The organism is Pseudomonas sp. TH34 (genome assembly GCF_016650865.1).
GTDB lineage: Bacteria > Pseudomonadota > Gammaproteobacteria > Pseudomonadales > Pseudomonadaceae > Aquipseudomonas > Aquipseudomonas yamanorum.
The window spans coordinates 235054-252622 of sequence record NZ_JAEKFB010000031.1; the positions used below are offsets into that span (position 1 = coordinate 235054).

Annotated in this window: 14 protein-coding genes and 1 pseudogene; 10 read left to right on the plus strand and 5 right to left on the minus strand. The window is 61.5% G+C overall.

The features are described 5' to 3' along the window. Positions 1-4: 4 nt before the first annotated feature. The 5 genes from JFU58_RS24095 to JFU58_RS24115 all read left to right on the plus strand — a co-directional run bounded on the left by JFU58_RS24095 (position 5) and on the right by JFU58_RS24115 (position 8122). Positions 5-3193: a hybrid sensor histidine kinase/response regulator gene (locus JFU58_RS24095; protein WP_201142561.1), complete on the plus strand. Its 3189-nt coding sequence runs from the start codon at positions 5-7 to the stop codon at positions 3191-3193. 58 nt (positions 3194-3251) lie between these two features. Continuing rightward, complete coding sequence (locus JFU58_RS24100) at positions 3252-3899, plus strand: response regulator (RefSeq protein WP_063031884.1); 648 nt, start codon at positions 3252-3254, stop codon at positions 3897-3899. Between the two features lie 167 nt (positions 3900-4066). Next, positions 4067-4669 (plus strand): fimbrial protein, encoded by a 603-nt coding sequence (locus JFU58_RS24105; RefSeq protein WP_063031886.1) that lies wholly within the window; start codon positions 4067-4069, stop codon positions 4667-4669. A 73-nt stretch (positions 4670-4742) separates the two neighbouring features. Then, positions 4743-5489, plus strand: coding sequence for a fimbrial biogenesis chaperone (locus tag JFU58_RS24110; RefSeq protein ID WP_063031888.1), 747 nt, complete (start codon positions 4743-4745; stop codon positions 5487-5489). An 86-nt stretch (positions 5490-5575) separates the two neighbouring features. Then, the gene (locus JFU58_RS24115) at positions 5576-8122 is read left to right on the plus strand and encodes a fimbria/pilus outer membrane usher protein (RefSeq protein ID WP_201142562.1); all 2547 of its coding nucleotides are present in this window, start codon (positions 5576-5578) and stop codon (positions 8120-8122) included. Position 8123: 1 nt separating this feature from the next. Here the strand turns inward: JFU58_RS24115 and JFU58_RS24120 are convergent, their stop codons facing one another. Next, positions 8124-9347, minus strand: a complete 1224-nt coding sequence (locus tag JFU58_RS24120; protein WP_201142563.1) for an MFS transporter — start codon at positions 9345-9347, stop codon at positions 8124-8126. A gap of 125 nt (positions 9348-9472) precedes the next feature. Between JFU58_RS24120 and JFU58_RS24125 the strand changes: the two genes are divergently transcribed. Next, the gene (locus JFU58_RS24125) at positions 9473-10177 is read left to right on the plus strand and encodes a TetR/AcrR family transcriptional regulator (protein ID WP_201142564.1); all 705 of its coding nucleotides are present in this window, start codon (positions 9473-9475) and stop codon (positions 10175-10177) included. Here the strand turns inward: JFU58_RS24125 and JFU58_RS24130 are convergent. Next, positions 10080-11003, minus strand: a complete 924-nt coding sequence (locus tag JFU58_RS24130; RefSeq protein WP_201142565.1) for a LysR family transcriptional regulator — start codon at positions 11001-11003, stop codon at positions 10080-10082. The two genes, JFU58_RS24125 and JFU58_RS24130, sit on opposite strands and share 98 nt — an antisense overlap. Before the next feature lie 104 nt (positions 11004-11107). Here JFU58_RS24130 and JFU58_RS24135 point away from each other — a divergent pair, with 104 nt between their 5' ends. Further along, positions 11108-11500: a hypothetical protein gene (locus JFU58_RS24135; protein ID WP_231988882.1), complete on the plus strand. Its 393-nt coding sequence runs from the start codon at positions 11108-11110 to the stop codon at positions 11498-11500. An 819-nt stretch (positions 11501-12319) separates the two neighbouring features. Here JFU58_RS24135 and JFU58_RS24140 read toward each other — a convergent pair. Then, positions 12320-13216 (minus strand): LysR family transcriptional regulator, encoded by an 897-nt coding sequence (locus JFU58_RS24140; RefSeq protein ID WP_177027262.1) that lies wholly within the window; start codon positions 13214-13216, stop codon positions 12320-12322. Positions 13217-13335: 119 nt separating this feature from the next. On the opposite strand from JFU58_RS24140, the gene JFU58_RS24145 reads away from it, so the two are divergent. The 3 genes from JFU58_RS24145 to JFU58_RS24155 all read left to right on the plus strand — a co-directional run bounded on the left by JFU58_RS24145 (position 13336) and on the right by JFU58_RS24155 (position 16593). Continuing rightward, positions 13336-14001, plus strand: a complete 666-nt coding sequence (locus tag JFU58_RS24145; RefSeq protein WP_093199879.1) for an RraA family protein — start codon at positions 13336-13338, stop codon at positions 13999-14001. A gap of 11 nt (positions 14002-14012) precedes the next feature. Then, positions 14013-15221 carry a pyridoxal phosphate-dependent aminotransferase gene (locus JFU58_RS24150; RefSeq protein WP_201142566.1) on the plus strand — a complete coding sequence of 403 codons (1209 nt, stop codon included), beginning with the start codon at positions 14013-14015 and terminating at the stop codon, positions 15219-15221. A 91-nt stretch (positions 15222-15312) separates the two neighbouring features. Beyond that, positions 15313-16593, plus strand: a complete 1281-nt coding sequence (locus JFU58_RS24155; protein ID WP_063031903.1) for a cation:dicarboxylate symporter family transporter — start codon at positions 15313-15315, stop codon at positions 16591-16593. Positions 16594-16602: 9 nt separating this feature from the next. Here the strand turns inward: JFU58_RS24155 and yghU are convergent, their stop codons facing one another. Beyond that, positions 16603-17436, minus strand: coding sequence for a glutathione-dependent disulfide-bond oxidoreductase (gene yghU / locus JFU58_RS24160; protein WP_063031905.1), 834 nt, complete (start codon positions 17434-17436; stop codon positions 16603-16605). Positions 17437-17475: 39 nt separating this feature from the next. Next, positions 17476-17565, minus strand: a pseudogene (locus tag JFU58_RS32655) (outer membrane lipoprotein carrier protein LolA); the annotation flags it as partial. Between the last annotated feature and the right edge of the window lie 4 nt (positions 17566-17569).

A 17569-nucleotide genomic window follows, 5' to 3' on the forward strand; every position in this document is an offset into this window, starting at 1 on the left:
ATCAATGAAGCACAACAACGCGATCCTGGAAGCATTCACCCGCAGTTCGCTGCGCCTGAACAAAGGGCTGATGGTGGTGCTTGGACTCGCGTTGTTGCTGGCGGGCACCAGCTACTGGGCATTGCATCGGGTGATCGACGAGCAGCACGCGGCCGTGCGTTTTCACTTCGCACGGCTGATGGAAAACATCCATGAACAGGAGGCCTTCCTGAGGATCCTGGCGCAGCCCGCTACCCAGCGCGAACTGATGAGTGACAAGAACGTCCAGTTCACCCTTGAAAACCAGCGCATCGACGCCCGCGGTACGCTGTATGAAGGCCGCGAGTTTGGCTTTTCGGTGCCGTTCAGCGCCCAGTTCGATGCACAACACGTCACGGCCAGCGAGCAGCAGAAGATCTTTGCCCTGGGGGCCCACCTGGCCAACTACTACAGTGCGTTCTGGTCATCGTCGCCCTATCAGTCGCCACAGGCCTTTATCACCAACCGTCTCGTTCACTACCGCCTGGCGGTGCCGGCAATCGGGTTCCGGAGCTGGGACAAAATCGCCGCCGGTGCCCCGGCCGACGCAAACGTTGAAGCCGCGCTTGATCAGCTCAGCGAGCTCTCTCAACCCTTGGCCGAGGATCAGTTGTACTGGGAAACCTACCGGCCAGCCGAGAGCACCCTAGCGCCGCCCCGGCTGCTGGCGTACATCGGCATCCCGCTGACCCCGCAGGTGCTACGTGCAGGCGAAGGCAACCACCAGGTGGTGGTTGCCACCCTGCTGGACATGGCCCAAGTCAACGATATGGAACGCACCATGGAGTGGTCGACCTATGACCGTTTCACCTTGATCTCACCCGCCGGCCAGACCCTGACCGGGCCGCCGGCTGACCAAGCGTCACTGGGTGAGGGCCTCAACTTCCGCCCTGACGGCCTGGCGTTCAAGATCACCAGCAGCGCCGGGCCGCAGTGGACGGCGATCTACGGGATCAGTTTCAGGCATTTTTTCCGTTCTGCATTGTGGCCACTGAGCAGCCTGGCGCTGGTGCTGTGCAGTGTGCTCGCGATGGGCTGGGCCGGCAGCCGCTGGTACAGGAAGCAAGTGATTCGCCCGGCGCGCCAGGCCCATGAACGCATCGCCGAAGCCGTTGCATTCAGCCGGGTGATCATCGATACCGCCCCCACCGGGCTGTGTGTGGTGCGCCGTGAAGATAAACAGGTGTTGATCGAGAACCAGCGCGCCCAGCAATGGCCGGGCACCACCAAATTGGTGGCCTCGCTCAACCGTTATAACGACAGCGCCGACACCGGCGAGACCCATCTGGAAATCGACGGCCGCCACCTGCAAATCGGCTTCGTCTCGACCCGCTATCAGGGCCAGGATGTGCGGCTGTATGCATTCAATGACGTCACCCGGCATATCGAGGACGCGCAGGCCCTGGAAGAGGCCAGGAGCGCCGCCGACGCGGCCAACGAGGCCAAGACATTGTTCCTGGCAACCATGAGCCATGAAATTCGCACGCCTTTGTACGGTGTGCTCGGCACCCTTGAGTTGCTGGGCCTGACGCCGCTGGACCCGCGCCAGAAAACCTACCTGAACACCATCCAGCGTTCGTCTGCCACCTTGTTCCAGTTGATCAGCGATGTGCTGGACGTGTCGAAAATCGAGTCCGGGCAGATGGCAATCGAAGCCGTCGAATTTTGCCCGCTGGACATGCTCGAAGACACCCTGCATACCTACGCCGCGTTCGCCCAGCGCAAGGGCCTGCAATTCTATGCCTGCATTGATGCGCAACTGCCGGACTGCGTACTGGGCGACCCGATGCGGATTCGCCAGATCCTGAACAACCTGGTGAGCAACGCCCTCAAGTTCACCGACATCGGCCGCGTGGTGATTCGTGCCAGGGCGACCCGGCGCGGTACGGACCAGGTCGACCTGGAGTGGCAAATCACCGACTCCGGCGTTGGGATCAGCGAAGCCCAGCAGATCAAGCTGTTCGACCTGTTTTACCAGGCCCCAGACACCGCAGGCCAAGGCGGCGCCGGGCTGGGCCTGCCGATTTGCCGTTGGCTGGCAGAGATGATGGACGGCGAGATCAAGGTGGTCAGTGAACCCGGCCTCGGCAGCAGTTTCACCCTGAAGATGAGCTTGCTGGTGTGCGCCAGCGAGGTGCCGGGGCTGCCGCCGATTGAGCCAGGCGCAGCACCGGTGTATGTGCAGGCGCCGGTGCGTGAGTTGGCAGAGTCGATGTGCGACTGGCTCAACCGCCTGGGCATTCAAGCGGCACTGGCCGCGTTGCCCCTGGAACAACAATCGCCCCAGGCGGTGCTGGTGGATGTGCTACCCACCGGCCCGCTGCAACCCTGGGCCGGCCAGCGCGTGCTGTGCGTGCCCGGGGCCCATAGCCCGCCGCTGTACACCACACAGGGCTGGGAAGTGGACATGCACGATGTGCGCGCCGTTGCGGCCACCGTTTCATTGGCGCAACAAGGCAAGCACGAACCACCTCTGCAGCCCGAACAACAGAGCGCCGGGCCACTGGGGCTGCGCATATTGGTCGCCGAGGACAACCCGGTGAACCAGGCCATTATCCAGGAACAACTGGAAGCACTCGGCTGCACGGTGACCTTGGCATCCAATGGCGAGCAGGCGATGCACCTGTGGCAACCCAACGCCTTCGACCTGGTGTTGACGGACGTGAATATGCCGTTGATGAACGGCTACGACCTGGCGCGTACACTCAGGGAGCATAACCCTCAGTTGCCGATCATAGGGGTCACCGCGAACGCCATGCGCGAGGAAGGCATTCGTTGCCTGGCGGTAGGGATGAACGCCTGGCTCGTCAAGCCCTTGAGCCTGCAAACCCTGCGTGCGCAACTGGTGAAGCTGTGCAAACCGACGGTGCGCGTCGAGCCGCCGGTGATGGATACGGTTCAGCTTTCGGAAAAAATGCGGCCTTTGTTTATCAGCAGCGTGCAGCAGGATTTGCAGCGAATCAGTGCCGCGCTCGAGCAACGCGATTGCCGCAGCCTCGGCCAGACACTGCACTCGCTTGCCGGCGCGCTGGGGGCCGTGCAGGCCCTCAGCCTGGCCCAGGCGTGTATCGAGCTGGAGACCCAACTGGCGGGCGGAAGGCTCAACGGCATGCTGGAACTGCAGGTAACGCAGGTTATCGGCAGGCTGTCGGCCCTGCTCGGGACGCAGCTATGAATCCCAAGGCCTTGCGCGAACACCTCACTCACTTGAACCGGCATCACGGGCAACCCTTATGAAAAAACTCAATGTGGTTATCGCAGACGACCACCCCATCGTGCTTCTGGGCGTGCGTGAACTGGTCGAGCGCGACGAGCGCTTTCAAGTGGTCGGTGAAGCCATCTGTTCCGCAGGCCTGATCGCGTTGCTCGACCAGCAACCCATCGACGTCGTGATTACCGATTACAACATGCCGGGGGACTCGCCCTACGGCGACGGCTTGAAGCTAGTGGAATACCTCAAGCGGCATTTCCCTCACCTGCAGATCCTGATTTTGACGATGATTTCCAATCAGCTGATTCTGACCCGCCTGCAGGAGTTGGGCGTGGTCGGCGTGATCCAGAAAAGCCAGTTGCACACGGAAATCCAGATCGCCCTGAAAGCCATTGCCCAGCAGGCGCTATACCGCAGCCTGGAGCCAGCCAAAACCTCGGTGATCGAGTCGATGACCGCCATCGACGAACGCTTCTCCACCCTGTCGCCGAAGGAGTTCGAGATACTGCGTTTATTTATATCGGGCAAAAGCGTGAGTGATATTGCGCGCAGCCAGAACCGAAGTTCCAAGACTATAAGCGCGCAAAAAATATCCGCCATGCGCAAACTTGAAGTCACCAGCGACCAGGACTTATTAGCCTATTGCCTGGCACAAAACATATTCAACTAATTCAAATTCAAACAACAACTAACAAGCCATTCCCGGTTATGGCTTTTCACCTCCCACGCCACGCCAGAGCCTTATAAGAATCGTCTTATTCCCTCTAAAGCGCTGACTCCTTATTGTTCGTTGGCAGTTTCAATCCTGTATACCAACCCACACTAACGGACATCATCATGAAGAAGTTTTCCCTGGCCCTTATCGCAATGTCGGTACTTGCCGCCTCCGGCACTGTATTGGCCGAAGACCCGCCGGTGACAAAGCCAACCGCCGGCGGCAGCGGCAAAATCACCTTCACCGGCGTGATCAACAACGATGCCTGCTCGGTCGACGGCGCCAACGCTGATCGCGTGATCTCGGTAGACATGGGCACCGTCTCGATCAAAGACATGGGCACCGCCGAGAACCCGGCCTCGGGTCGCATCACCGCCAAGGACTTCAATCTCAGTGTGAACTGCAACCAGGGCACCAAAGTGGCGATGCTCTTTGACGCCAACAACGGCGGTTCGGGCCTGGTCACCGGCAAGAAAGTATTGGCACTGAACCCGGGCAACGGCAGCGCCACCAACGTCGGTATCGCCCTGCTGGACAGCAACGGCGCACTGATCGACCTCAGCTCTCCATCCACCGCACGCATTGAAAGCGCCATGCACGGCCAGGGTGAAGGCGGCGACGCAACCCTGAGCTTCGCAGCGGCGTACGTCACCACCGGTGCCACCGGCACCTCCACGGCCGGTCGCGGTGACGCCACACTGCCGTTCATCCTGCAATACGAGTAACCGGTACGCCGTACCTGATACGTGCGAGGCCTTCGGGCCTCGCCATTCACCCGACCACCCAACGGTAGAAATCATGTTGCCTCGTTACATTGCCGCGGGCCTGGGGCTGTTGACCCTGCTCATGGCTGCCCAGGCCGCCGCCAGCATTTCACTGAGTGCCACGCGCATCGTGTTTGATGGCGATCACAAGGAAGCCAATATCACCGTGCGCAACGGTAACCAGGATGTGTTGATTCAATCCTGGGTCGACACCAACGATGCGCGAGCCAATGCGGCACCATTCGCCGTGACCCCGCCGCTGGCCCGGATCTTTGCCAAGGAGCAGCAGCTGCTGCGCATTCTCTACCAGGGCGCGGGCATGCCAACGGATCGCGAATCCGTTGTGTGGCTCAACGTCCAGGAGATCCCGCAAGCCGCAGCTTCCGAAAACACCTTGCAATTGGCCGTACGCCAACGCATCAAGATCTTTTTCCGCCCCGCCGGTTTGCCGGGCAATGCCTTGTCAGCGCCCACGCAACTGGAATGGCAACTGGCCAAGCGCGACGCAGAGTTGGTGCTGACGGTAAAAAACCCGACGCTGTATCACGTGTCCATGGCCGATATAAAACTGCAGGCCGGACAACAAACCGAACTGGCGGCCGACTCGACCATGATTGCACCGGGGGCAGAAAAACAGTTCAGCGTTAAACAACTTAACGGCCACGACGCATTGCAACTGTCGTTTTCCAGCATCAATGACTACGGCGCACAAAATAAATACACCGCACAACTTTCAACCCGCTTGGCTGCCAAGGCAATTGAGGCCCGCGCCAAGCCATAAGCACTTCCCTTAACCCCAGGTTCGCTTCGAGTGTGTACTCGCGTGCCTCGCCTGTGTGTCAAACAGGGATGATATAGGTTCTTTGCATGTTTTTTCCTTTAGGCAACAGGCCCAATCATTACACTGGCGAGCGCATAACCCGCGCGTCGAACACCTGCACACCGTTGAAGCTGAGCACGCTTTCGGTGGCGATTTTTGCAAGTTCCTGGGCATTTGCTGATGACCCCTCCCAGGCAGCCTTCAACACCACCTTCCTGCAGGGCGCACAATCCTCGGTGGACCTGCAACAGCTGCTGTCCGCCAACAGCGTGCTACCCGGCAATTACCGGGTCGACCTGTACAACAACGAAATGCTGGTGGGCCGGCGCGACATCGACTTCAAGCGCAACCCCAAGACCGGCCGCGTCGACCCGTGCCTGACCCTCGACCTGCTCAAACAACTGGGCATCGACATGACCCGGCTGCAAGCCCTGGGCAAATTCGACCCGGACCTGCCACAGGACTGCTACGACCTCTCGGTGCTGGTCGACCAAGCCACCCTGCGCTACGACGCCAGCCGCCTGCGCCTGGCGGCGAGCATTCCGCAAGTCGCGATGCAGCGCGGCATGCGTGGTTATGTCGACCCAGAACTGTGGGACGACGGCGTGCCGGCTGCGTTTATCAACTATCAGCTCAATAGCAGCCGCACCGCTGGCGACTACAAGACGCGCATCAACAACAACCTGGGGCTGCGCAACGGCATCAACCTGGGGGCGTGGCGCCTGCGTAACGAGTCCAACCTGAGCAATGGCACCGGGCGCCCAAATACCTTCACCAGCAACCGCAGCTATGTGCAGCATGACGTGACCGCGCTCAAAGGGCAGTTCAGCGCCGGTGAGATTTTTTCCGATACCGACCTGTTCGACAGCGTGCGCTACCGGGGCCTGAAGCTGGCTTCCGACGAAGGCATGCGCGCCGACAGCGAGCGCGGTTATGCGCCGGTGATTCGCGGCGTGGCCCAGACCAACGCCACGGTAGAGATCCGCCAGAACGGCTACATCCTGTACACGGCCAACGTCGCGCCGGGACCGTTCGAGATCAATGACATCTACCCCAGCGGTTCGAACGGCGACCTGGAAATCACCATCATCGAAGCCGACGGCCGCCGCCGCGTGACCATGCAGGCGTTCTCAAGCCTGCCGATCATGGTGCGTGAAGGCCAGGTCAAATACAGCGTCTCGGCCGGTAAATTCAGCAGCAACGCCGACGGTCTGGCGAGCCCGCAATTTATCAGCAGCACCGTCGCCTACGGCCTCACCAGCAACCTGAGCGGCATCGTCGGCCTGCAGGTCAGTGACGACTACAAGGCACTGTCCGTGGGCGCCGGTCGCAATACGGCGTTTGGCGCGGTGTCCCTGGACGTCACCCATTCCTCCAGCACCGCCCAGGGGCAGACCATCCAGGGCAACAGCGTGCGCGCGTTGTACGCAAAGACCTTCGCCGGCACCGACACCAACTTCACCCTGGCCGCGTATCGCTACTCGACCGAGGGTTACCGGACCCTCACCGACCACGTCGAGGACATCAGTGAAGGCATTCGCGCACGCAGCGGTAACTCGAAAACCCGCACCGACCTCACGATCAACCAAAGCATCGGCCGCAACCGTGAGTTCGGCAGCCTCTACGTAAACGCCAGCGACCAGCGTTATTGGAACCGTGGCGGCTCCCAGAGCTTTTCCGCCGGCTATAACAACAACTGGGGCGACCTGAGCTACGACCTCGGTGTGACACGCACCAAGCAACTCGTCACCTGGGGCGCGCCCAGCTCCGACACCCAGCTCAACCTGTCGTTTTCCTTCCCCTTGGGCAGCCAGGCGCGCGCGCCACGGGCGTTCGTCACCACCAGCACCCAGCAAGGCGACACAAGCACCCAGGCGGGGATCAACGGCTATGTTTCCGATACCAGCGATACCTTCTACTCGGTGCAGGCCGGCAACAGCAGCACCGGTGGCAACTCGGGCTCGGCCAACCTGACCAGCAGAACCTCCATGGCCGACATCAGCCTGGGATATAGCCAGGGCCGTGGCTACAACTCGCAAAACCTCAACCTCGCAGGCTCAGTGGTGGCCCACGCCGGCGGGATCAACCTGGGGCAAACCGTCAGCGAAACCTTCGCACTGGCCGAAGTGCCGGGCATTCCAGGCGCAAAAATCAGCAGCTACAGCGGGGTTGAAACCGGCCGCAATGGCTACGCCGTCATCCCGAACGCGCAGCCTTACCGGGTAAACTGGATCAGCCTCGACACCCGCGACCTGGGCGGCGACGTTGAAATCACCCAGGCCACCCAACAACTGGTGCCACGCCGGGGTGCGGTGGTATTGGCCCGCTACAGCGGCAAGACCGGGCGTCGTGTGCTGTTCGAATTGTTTGATGCACAGCAACAGCGGATAGCGTTTGGCGCGTCACTGGAAGATGCCAGCGGCAAGCAGCTTGCCATTGCCGACCCGAGTGGCAACGCACTGGTGTTGGTGGAGGAAGACCAGGGCAGCCTTACGATCAAGTGGGGTGACAAGCACTGTACGGCGGCGTTCGCCATGCCCCCGCAGAACAAGGCGTTGAACTATGAACGCCAGCGGCTGGTGTGCCAGCCTTGACTCAATGCCCGCTGACGGCGGGCTTGCCGTGCGCCCTGTGCCCCGGTTTGAAGCCATGGTTGCGCGCGGCCCACGTAATCGCAAAACCCACCGCCAGCAACACCAACATCGCCCACGGGAATGACGCCACACCCCAGGTATCGAGCAACACTCCGCCCACCACACCACTTCCCGCAATGGCGCTGTTCCAGGCCACCACATTCAGCGACAGCGCCACGTCCGCACCATCCCCGGCAGCATCCGCCAATGCCGTTTGCAGCAACGTCGCCGCGCCGCCAAAACTCAAGCCCCACACCGCCACACCGAGGTAAATAACGCCCGGCACCTGCGCCAGAAAACCAAACACCAAACACGTCGCCGCAAAGCCTGCCAGGCTGACCAGCACCGTCTTGCGCAACGCCACATCCACCAACCGGGCAGTCACCCAAATCCCGAGCAGCGCCGCTATACCAAACACCAACAACACCAGATCCACACGGTCCACCAAGCCCGCCGGGGCCACGAACGGCGCGATGTAGGTATAGAGAATGTTATGGGCGAGCATCCATGAGATCACCACCGCCAGCACTGGCCGCACACCCGGCGTGGTCAGCACCTTGCGCAACGGCATGCGCTGATGGGCCGACTGGCCGGGATAATCCGGCACTTTCACCAGCACCCAGACAATCAGCACCAGGGTCAGTGCCGACATGATCCCGAACGTGGTGCGCCAGCCCACCAGCCCACCCAGCCAGGTGCCCAGCGGTACGCCAAGTGACAGGGCAATCGGCGTTCCTACCATGGCCAGCGCCAACGCCTTGCCCTGCTGATGTGGCTCAACCATGCGCCGCGCATAGCCGGCCAACAAACTCCAGGCCAACCCCGCCGCCATCCCGGCGAGGAACCGCGCCAGCAACGTCAGCCCGTAGTGGGAGGACAGCGCCGTGATGGAATTGAACAGCAGAAAACCGACGATGGTCAGCAGCAGCACATTGCGCCGCCGCCAGCCGCGAGTCGCGATGGTCAGCGGGATCACCGCCAGCACCGAGCCCAGCGCATACGCGGTGACCATCTGCCCGGCCATGGACGCTGAAACTCCCAGCCCATCGCTGATCAGCGGCAACAGGCCCGCCGGCAGGGTTTCGGTGACGATGCAGATGAAACCGGTCATGGCCAGGGCGAGCAAGGCGCCGATGGGCAAGCGGTCGGGAACGGCGTCTGCCGATAAGGTGGTTGAGGGGGTCACAGGGAAACTCCTTGAGCGAGAGGACTTAAATACCGATCGATATAAATGTTGAGCGCGCTACCCGGCGTTGTCAACGACTTATGTATCGACTAGTATTTATCTCATCACCCCTAGAGGATTTCCACATGGCGCAGATGGGCCGCCCCCGCACTTTCGACCGCGATCAGGCCGTGGAACAGGCCATGCACCTGTTCTGGCAGCACGGTTACGACGCGACGTCCCTGAGCCAGTTGAAAGCCGGATTGGGCGGCGGCATCTCCGCGCCGAGTTTCTACGCGGCGTTCGGCTCCAAGGACGCGCTGTTCCAGGAGTGCGTGCAGCGTTATCTGGCGACGTTCGCCCAGGTCACCGAATGCCTGTGGGATGACGGCCTGACACCGCGCCAGGCCATCGAGACCGCGCTGCGCCAATCCGCACGCATGCAGTGTGAAGAGGGGCACCCCAAAGGCTGCATGGTGGCCCTGGGCGTGATGAGCGCGCCCTCCCCCGAGAACGCGCAGGTGACTCATTCGCTGACTCAGTCGCGGGAGCGCACACGGGCGGGCATCTTGCATTGCGTCGAGCGCGGCATTCGAGCGGGCCAGTTACCGGCCGAGACCAACGCCCGCGCAATGGCTACGGTCTACGACAGTTTCCTGCAAGGCGTGTCGATCCTTGCCCGCGATGGCGTGGACATCCAGGCCATCGACACGGCCATCGGCCAATTGATGCTGACCTGGGATTTATCCGCCGCTACAGCGCCGCCCATTCGGCGCGATGCTCCAGCAGAAAATCCACAAACGCCCGCACCCGATGGGGCACATAGCGGCCGTGGGGATACAGCAAGGTAAACGGTCGTGAGCGCCCGCCGTAAGGCTGTAAAACCTCCACCAGGCTGCCGTTGGCCAACTCCTCCTCGACGATGAACTTGTAGGTCTGGAATAACCCCGCGCCGTGCTTGACCAGAGTTACGCCACCCAGCACATCGTCAGAGCAGCTGTAGCCTGCTTCCCCGGCAAACTCCCGCTCCTTGCCGTCCACCTGGAACAACCAGGAAATACGCCGCCCATTGCTCGGCAATTCGTACTGGATGCACTCATGGTCCGGCAAATCCTCCAGGGTTTGGGGCGTGCCGGCACGCTTCAGATACGATGGCGCCGCAACCACCACCAGCCTGGCGTCTTCCAGCAACCGCGCGATCAGCGTCGAGTCCGGTTGGGCCCGCACGCGGATGGCCAGGTCATAGCCTTCGGCGACGAAATCGATGTTGCGGTTGCTGATGTGGATATCCACGGTGACTTGCGGGTACAGCGCACGAAATTTCGGCAGCAGCGGCAGGATGCGGTGATGGCCGTAGGTGGTCGGAATGCTGATGCGCAACAACCCGGACGGCACCGATTGCGCGCCCATCACTTCCTGCTGGGCTTCCACCAGTTGCGTGAGGGCCTGGCGGCATTGCTCGAAAAACGTCCGGCCGCCCTCGGTCAGGCGGATGCTGCGGGTGGTGCGTACAAACAACCGGGAACCCAGGCGTTCTTCCAGCCGCGAGATGCTGCGGCTCACCGCCGCAGGCGTCACTCCCGCCACCTGGGCGGCGGCGGTAAAGCTGCTGGCCTCGGCAGCCAGGCAGAACAGCTCGATGCTGCCCAACTGCAAATCTTCGAAATGGCGCTTCATGATTGATTACACCGGGTATCTACTTGGGGATTCACCCGCTCTATTTATCAGCAAGGGCCGCATAAATATAGGGGCCCTACCTGGCCCGTGCTTGCTTTCATTCCATGCACACCGCCCACAACTTCCGTGGCAATGCTCCGTCGTTGGACCTTGCGAACTCCATCAACAACCAGCCGGTCGTGGTCAACCGATTACCGAATACCGACCGTGGTTCGCAGATCGACTCCCTGCAAAAAGGCGTGTATTTCCAGGACCAGATCAAGTTCGACGAGGCCACCACCTCGCGCGCAGGGTTGGTGTACAAGGCTGGCAACGGCCTGGCACCGTACCTGAGCTACAGCGAATCGTTCTTCCCGGTAGCGGGTGTGAGCAAGGCCGGGCAAGTGTTTGTGCCCACCGAAGGCAAACAGTACGAGTTCGGTGACTTACCGCTGGTAGGCCAACAACGGCTCACTCAGCGGTTCGGGGCGTCAGGCATATGGCGTTGGGGGCGGTGATTGGGGGCATATCCGTTGGTTTTGTTACGGCTACTATTGGTTCCGCTCTTACAGCGGCTCACTTTTGAAAAGCGCAAAAGTAAGCAAAACGCTCTTGCCCCACCACTCGGCACCTCGCCTAGGCTCGGTGTGCCCTCACTCCGGCTTTGGACCGTGGGCCGCCGCGATGGGCCATCCTTGGCCCAGCGCGGCTAACCCGGCGTCCTGCCGGGTTACCCACGCTCCAAAGCCTGCGTTCGGCCAGCGTGGTTTAACGGGGCGCCTAAGATCAAGATCAAAAGCAGATCAAGGGCACAGCGGCCTACAGGCCGGCTTGAGTGTGGTGAAGCAACAGCAAGATCAGAAGCTAAAGCGGGCACGGTCCAAATGTGGGAGCGGGCTTGCTCGGGAAGGTCGTTAACGATGATGCGGGCATTCTGGATGAACGCGGCGGTCTCAGGTTTTTCGCGAGCAAGCCCGCTCCCACAGAAAAGCAGCTCTGCTTTCGCTCTCGATCTTGCCTCTGCTTCTAACACTCAAGCCGGCCTGTAGGCCGCTGTGCTCTTGCTTTTGATCTTGATCTGACTGCCCCATTCAGCCCGAGGCCGAACGCAGGTATTGAGGAGCGGGTAAACCGGCAGGACGCCGGTTTAGCCGCGCCGGGCCATGGATGGCCCGTCGCGGCGGCCCGCGGAGCAATGCCGGAGTGAGGGAACGCCGAGCCTAAGCGAGGCGCCGACAGGCGGGGCAGAGCGTTTTGGTTACTTTTGCGCTTTTCAAAAGTGACCCGCTGTAAGAGCGGAACCGCCAGCAGCCGTTACCCAAATAACGGATATACACTCAAAACAACAACCGCGAAAAATCACAACACTGCACCGCCAACTGCGCCACATTCTGGTTCAACCCAAACTGCCGATCCCCGCGATGCAACGCCACATACCCAACCTGGGGCAGCGCCGGTTCCGTCTCCAATGCGCGTAATTCTCCGCGCTCGATCAAATGCGACAAGCACGCCTTGGGCAAATAACTCACCCCCACCCCCGACAGCGCGAGCCCGACCTGCACCAGCAAGTTATGGCTGGTCAGCTTACGCGGCATCTGCACAGCATGCGCCGCCAGCCAGCGCTCATAAAGCAGGCCCGTCCCGGAGTGCGAACCCTGGGTCAGCACCGTGTACCCCGCCAACGCCTCAAGCCCTACCGGATCAGGCTCACTGACTAACCACGGGGCGCACATCCAGGCGTTTTCCACACTGCCCAGCGGCGTACTCAGGAAGCGCGAATCACTGTAGGCATCAGGCACGATCACCAGGTCCAGCTCATCACTCTCCAGCTTGCGAAACAGCTCGCTGCTCAACTCCACCGAAGGCTCGATCTGCACTTTGGGATACGCCTCACGCAACGCTTCCACCAGCGCCGGCAACCAAGTGAAGGCCGTCAATTCCGTCACCCCCAGGCGAAACCTGCGCACCAGCACTTCGCGGGTACTGACCCGCTCCAGCAAGTAGTCGCGACGCTCCAGCAGGTCCTTGGCGTAGTCGAGCAACTCGGCGCCTTTTTCGGTCAGCCGGGCATTGCGTTTGCTGCGGTCGAAAATCTCGACATCGAAGGTTTCTTCCAACTCCTGGATGCGCTTGGAAATCGCCGACTGCGACATGTTCAGCTTGTTCGCCGCCGCTTCGAAACTGCCCAGCTCGGCAATCCAGTACAACGCGTCGATTTGCTTGAACGTGATCATCGCGGCCACCTCCCATGAGAAAAAGCGATCCTATCAGATAATAAAATATCGCTAAAACTGCTTCTTCATCGCTCCTAAGATCTAGCCACAGACCCATAAGATCAATCGGAGTTACAGCCATGTCCTTGCCCGGTTCCCGCATCCTCCCCAACCCACCGCTGGCTTCTGCCGAAGTGCTTGAAGCCTTCACTCACGTGGTCACCCCGCACATCAGCGACAACCTCGGCCGGCACATCGGCGCCCGTGGGCTGAACCGCTACAACCGTACCGGCAAGCTGGTGGGCACCGCGCTCACGGTGAAAACCCGCCCTGGCGACAACCTGCTGATCTACAAGGCCTTGAGCATGCTCGAGCCGGGCCATGTGCTGGTGGTGGACGCCCAGGGCGACACCAACAACGCGGTGATCGGCGAACTGGTCAAACTCTACGCCCAGCAACGCGGCTGCGTGGGGTTTGTGATTGACGGGGCGATCCGTGATGTCGCGAGCTTCGAGGACACGCCTTGTTATGCCCGCAGCGTGGTGCATTGCGGGCCTTACAAGACCGGCCCGGGCGAGGTGAATGTACCGGTGTCCATCGGCGGCATGCTGATCAACCCGGGGGATGTGCTGGTGGGTGACGAAGACGGCCTGGTCGCCTTCTCCCAGGCCGACGCCCCCGAAGTACTGCGCAAGGCCGCTCAACACGCGGCCCACGAAGAGGAAGTCAAAGCCGAAATCTCCAGCGGTGCGGTGCACCAGAGCTGGATCGACAAGGTGCTGCAGCAGGCCGGCCTGGCAGGTTGAAGGGGAACATCATGAGCACTGCATTTCTCTCCGATCGGGTGCTGGGCATTGCGCCCTCCCCGAGCATCGCCGCCAACGCACTGGTCAGCGAACTGCGCGCCCAGGGCCGGGACATCGTCAACTTCACCGTGGGCGAGCCGGACTTCGATACGCCCGCGCATATCCTCGAAGCAGCCAGTGTCGCGATGCACAGTGGCGACACCCACTACACCGCCACCAGCGGCACCCTCGCCCTGCGCCAGGCGATCTGCCTCAAGCTCAAGCGTGATAACCAGTTGGACTATGGACTGGACGAAGTGATTGCAGGTTGCGGTGGCAAGCACATCATCTATCACGCCCTGGCGGCGACCCTGAATCGCGGCGACGAAGTCATCGTGCACACGCCGTATTGGGTGTCGTACCCGGACATCGCACGGCTGAATGACGCGACGCCGGTGATCATTCCCGGCGATGAGTCACTGGGGTTCAAGCTGTCGCCGCAGGCCCTGGAACAGGCGATCACCCCGCGCAGCAAATGGGTGATCCTCAACAGCCCGAACAACCCCAGCGGCGCGGTGTACAACGAAGCCGAGCTGTTGGCCCTGGCCGAGGTGCTGCGGCGTCATCCCCATGTGCTGATCATGGCCGACGAGATCTACGAGCACTTTGTCTACGACGGTGCCCGCCACGTGTCCCTGACCCGACTCGCACCGGACCTGAAACCGCGCACGTTGATCGTCAACGGTGCCTCCAAGGGCTATGCCATGACCGGCTGGCGCCTGGGTTTCGGGGCTGGTCCGGCGTGGCTGATCGCGGCCATTGCCAAGTTGCTTTCGCAAACCACCACCTGCCCCAGTTCCCTCAGCCAGGCTGCCGCAGTTGCCGCCTTCGCCGGCGACCAGGCGCCCATCGCCGGCATGCGCGAGGTGTACCAGCAACGCCGCGAACGCATGCTGGGCCTGCTCGAAGGCATACCCGGCGTGACCTTCACCCCGCCGGATGGCGCGTTCTACGTGTTCGTCAACGTCGCCGGATTGATCGGCAAGACCACCCCGCACGGCGAGCGGGTCGACGGCGACACACAACTGGCCGAGTACCTGCTGCGGGAATACGGCCTGGCCACCGTGAGTGGTGCGGCGTACGGCATGTCGCCTTATATCCGGCTGTCGTTCGCCAGCTCGCTTGAAGTGATTGAAGAAGGTTGCCGTCGCCTGAATGAAGCGTGCCATCGATTGCGCTGACGGATACCCGCCCCACCCGGCGGCCAGGGATGGCCGCTCATTGACTGCCTAGAACAACACTCATAATCATTGATATAAATGAGGCATTCCCATGCACAAGCCCCGCATCGCGCTGGTCTGGCAAATCCTGATCGGCCTGCTCGCCGGCATCGCCATCGGTGCCCTGCTGCACCGTTTTCCCGAATCCCGGCCGTGGCTGGTGGACAACCTGCTGCAACCGGCGGGCGATATCTTTATCAAGCTGATGAAGATGATCGTCGTGCCCATCGTGTTTGCCTGCATGGTGGTGGGCATCGCCGGGCACGGTGACGGTAAATCGTTGGGACGCATCGGGGTCAAGTCCCTGGGCTATTTCTTCTGCATCACCACCCTGGCGATCATCGTCGGGCTGGTGATGGGCAACCTGCTCCAGCCGGGCGCCGGCACTGAACTGGCCAGCCTGAAAGCCAACGCCGTGACCTTGCCCACCAGTAGCACCGGTGGCGGCCACAGCCTGGGGCAGATCATTGTCGGGATCATCCCGGACAACGTGATCAACGCCATGGCCCAGGGCAGCTTGCTGTCGGTACTGTTCTTCGCGGTGATGTTTGGCCTCGGGGTTTCGCGCTTGCCCGCCGAGCGCAAGGACCCGGTGATTGCCCTGCTGCGCGGGGTGTCGGAGGCAATGTTCAAGGTGACGTCGATGATCATGGCCTACTCGCCTATCGGCGTGTTCGGGATGATCGCAGTGACCGTGGCCAACTTCGGGTTCAGTTCGCTGCTGCCGTTGGCCAAGTTGATCATGGTCAGCTACGTGTCGATTGCGTTCTTCGTGCTGGTGGTGCTCAACCTGGTGGCGCGGCTGTGCGGGATCAACCTGTTTGCGTTGATGCGGCATATCAAGGATGAGCTGATCCTGGCGTTCTCCACCGCCAGCTCGGCGGCGGTGATGCCGCAACTGATGAAGAAGCTCGAAACCTACGGCGTGCCGCCTTCGCTGGTGAGCTTTGTGGTGCCGGTGGGGTACTCGTTCAACCTGGACGGTGCGTCGCTGTTTTTGGGGATCGGCACGCTGTTCGTGGCGCAGTTGTATGGCATCGACCTGAGCCTGGGCGACCAGGCACTGTTGGTGGTGACCATGGTGCTGACGTCCAAGGGCGCGGCCGGGGTGCCGGGGTTCATGTTCGTGATTCTGTCGGCGACCCTGGCGAGTGCGGGCTTGCCGTTGGAGGGCATCGCCTTCATCGCCGGGGTGTATCGCCTGATGGAAATGCCGACCACTGCGTTGAATGTGCTGGGCAATGCCCTGGCACCGCTGGTGATCGCCAAGTGGGAGCGCCGTGAGGGCACTGCTGAAACCTGTGGTAAGGGGACAAGCCCCTCACCACAGTAAGCGCTGTTGTCAGTCGAGGTCCGACGCGTCATGACGCTCGCGCAGTTGCTCTGAAGGATCGCCCGACACGCGGTTGACCCGGCGCCCACGCTGCACCGCCGGCCGTGCTTCGATAGCGTTGGCCCAGCGCACGACGTGCTTGTAATCCTGCACCGAGAGAAACTCCCCCGCCTCATACAAGCGGCCTTTCACCAGGCCGCCGTACCACGGCCAGATCGCCATGTCGGCGATGGTGTATTCGTCGCCGGCGATGTATTCGTGCTCGGCCAGTTGCTTGTCCAGCACGTCCAGTTGGCGTTTGGTTTCCATGGCGAAGCGGTCGATGGCGTATTCGATCTTGGTCGGCGCGTAGGCATAGAAATGCCCAAACCCACCGCCCAGGTACGGTGCGCTGCCCATCTGCCAGAACAACCACGACAGGCACTCGGCACGGGCCGCCGGTTCGGTGGGCAGGAACGCGCCGAACTTCTCGGCCAGGTACTGCAGGATCGCCCCGGACTCGAACACTCGAATCGGCTTGGGCCCGCTGCGGTCCAACAGCGCGGGAATCTTCGAGTTCGGGTTCACGCCGACGAAGCCACTGCCGAACTGGTCGCCGTCACCGATCTTGATCAACCACGCATCGTATTCAGCACCCTTGTGACCCAGGGCCAACAGCTCTTCCAGCAGGATCGTGACCTTCTGGCCATTGGGCGTTGCCAACGAATACAGCTGCAACGGATGACGACCAACCGGCAATTCCTTGTCGTGGGTCGCGCCGGCGATGGGCCGGTTGATGCTGGCGAAGGTGCCGCCGTTTTGGGTTTTCCAGGTCCAGACTTTTGGCGGTACGTAATCAGTCATGCCACTACTCCTTGGATTCAATGTTCACAACAACTAACTAACTGTAGGAGCGAGCTTGCTCGCGAAAAACCCGAGAGCGCCGTGTGCTTTCAGCATGACCGCGTTATCGCTGACGATCTTCGCGAGCAAGCTC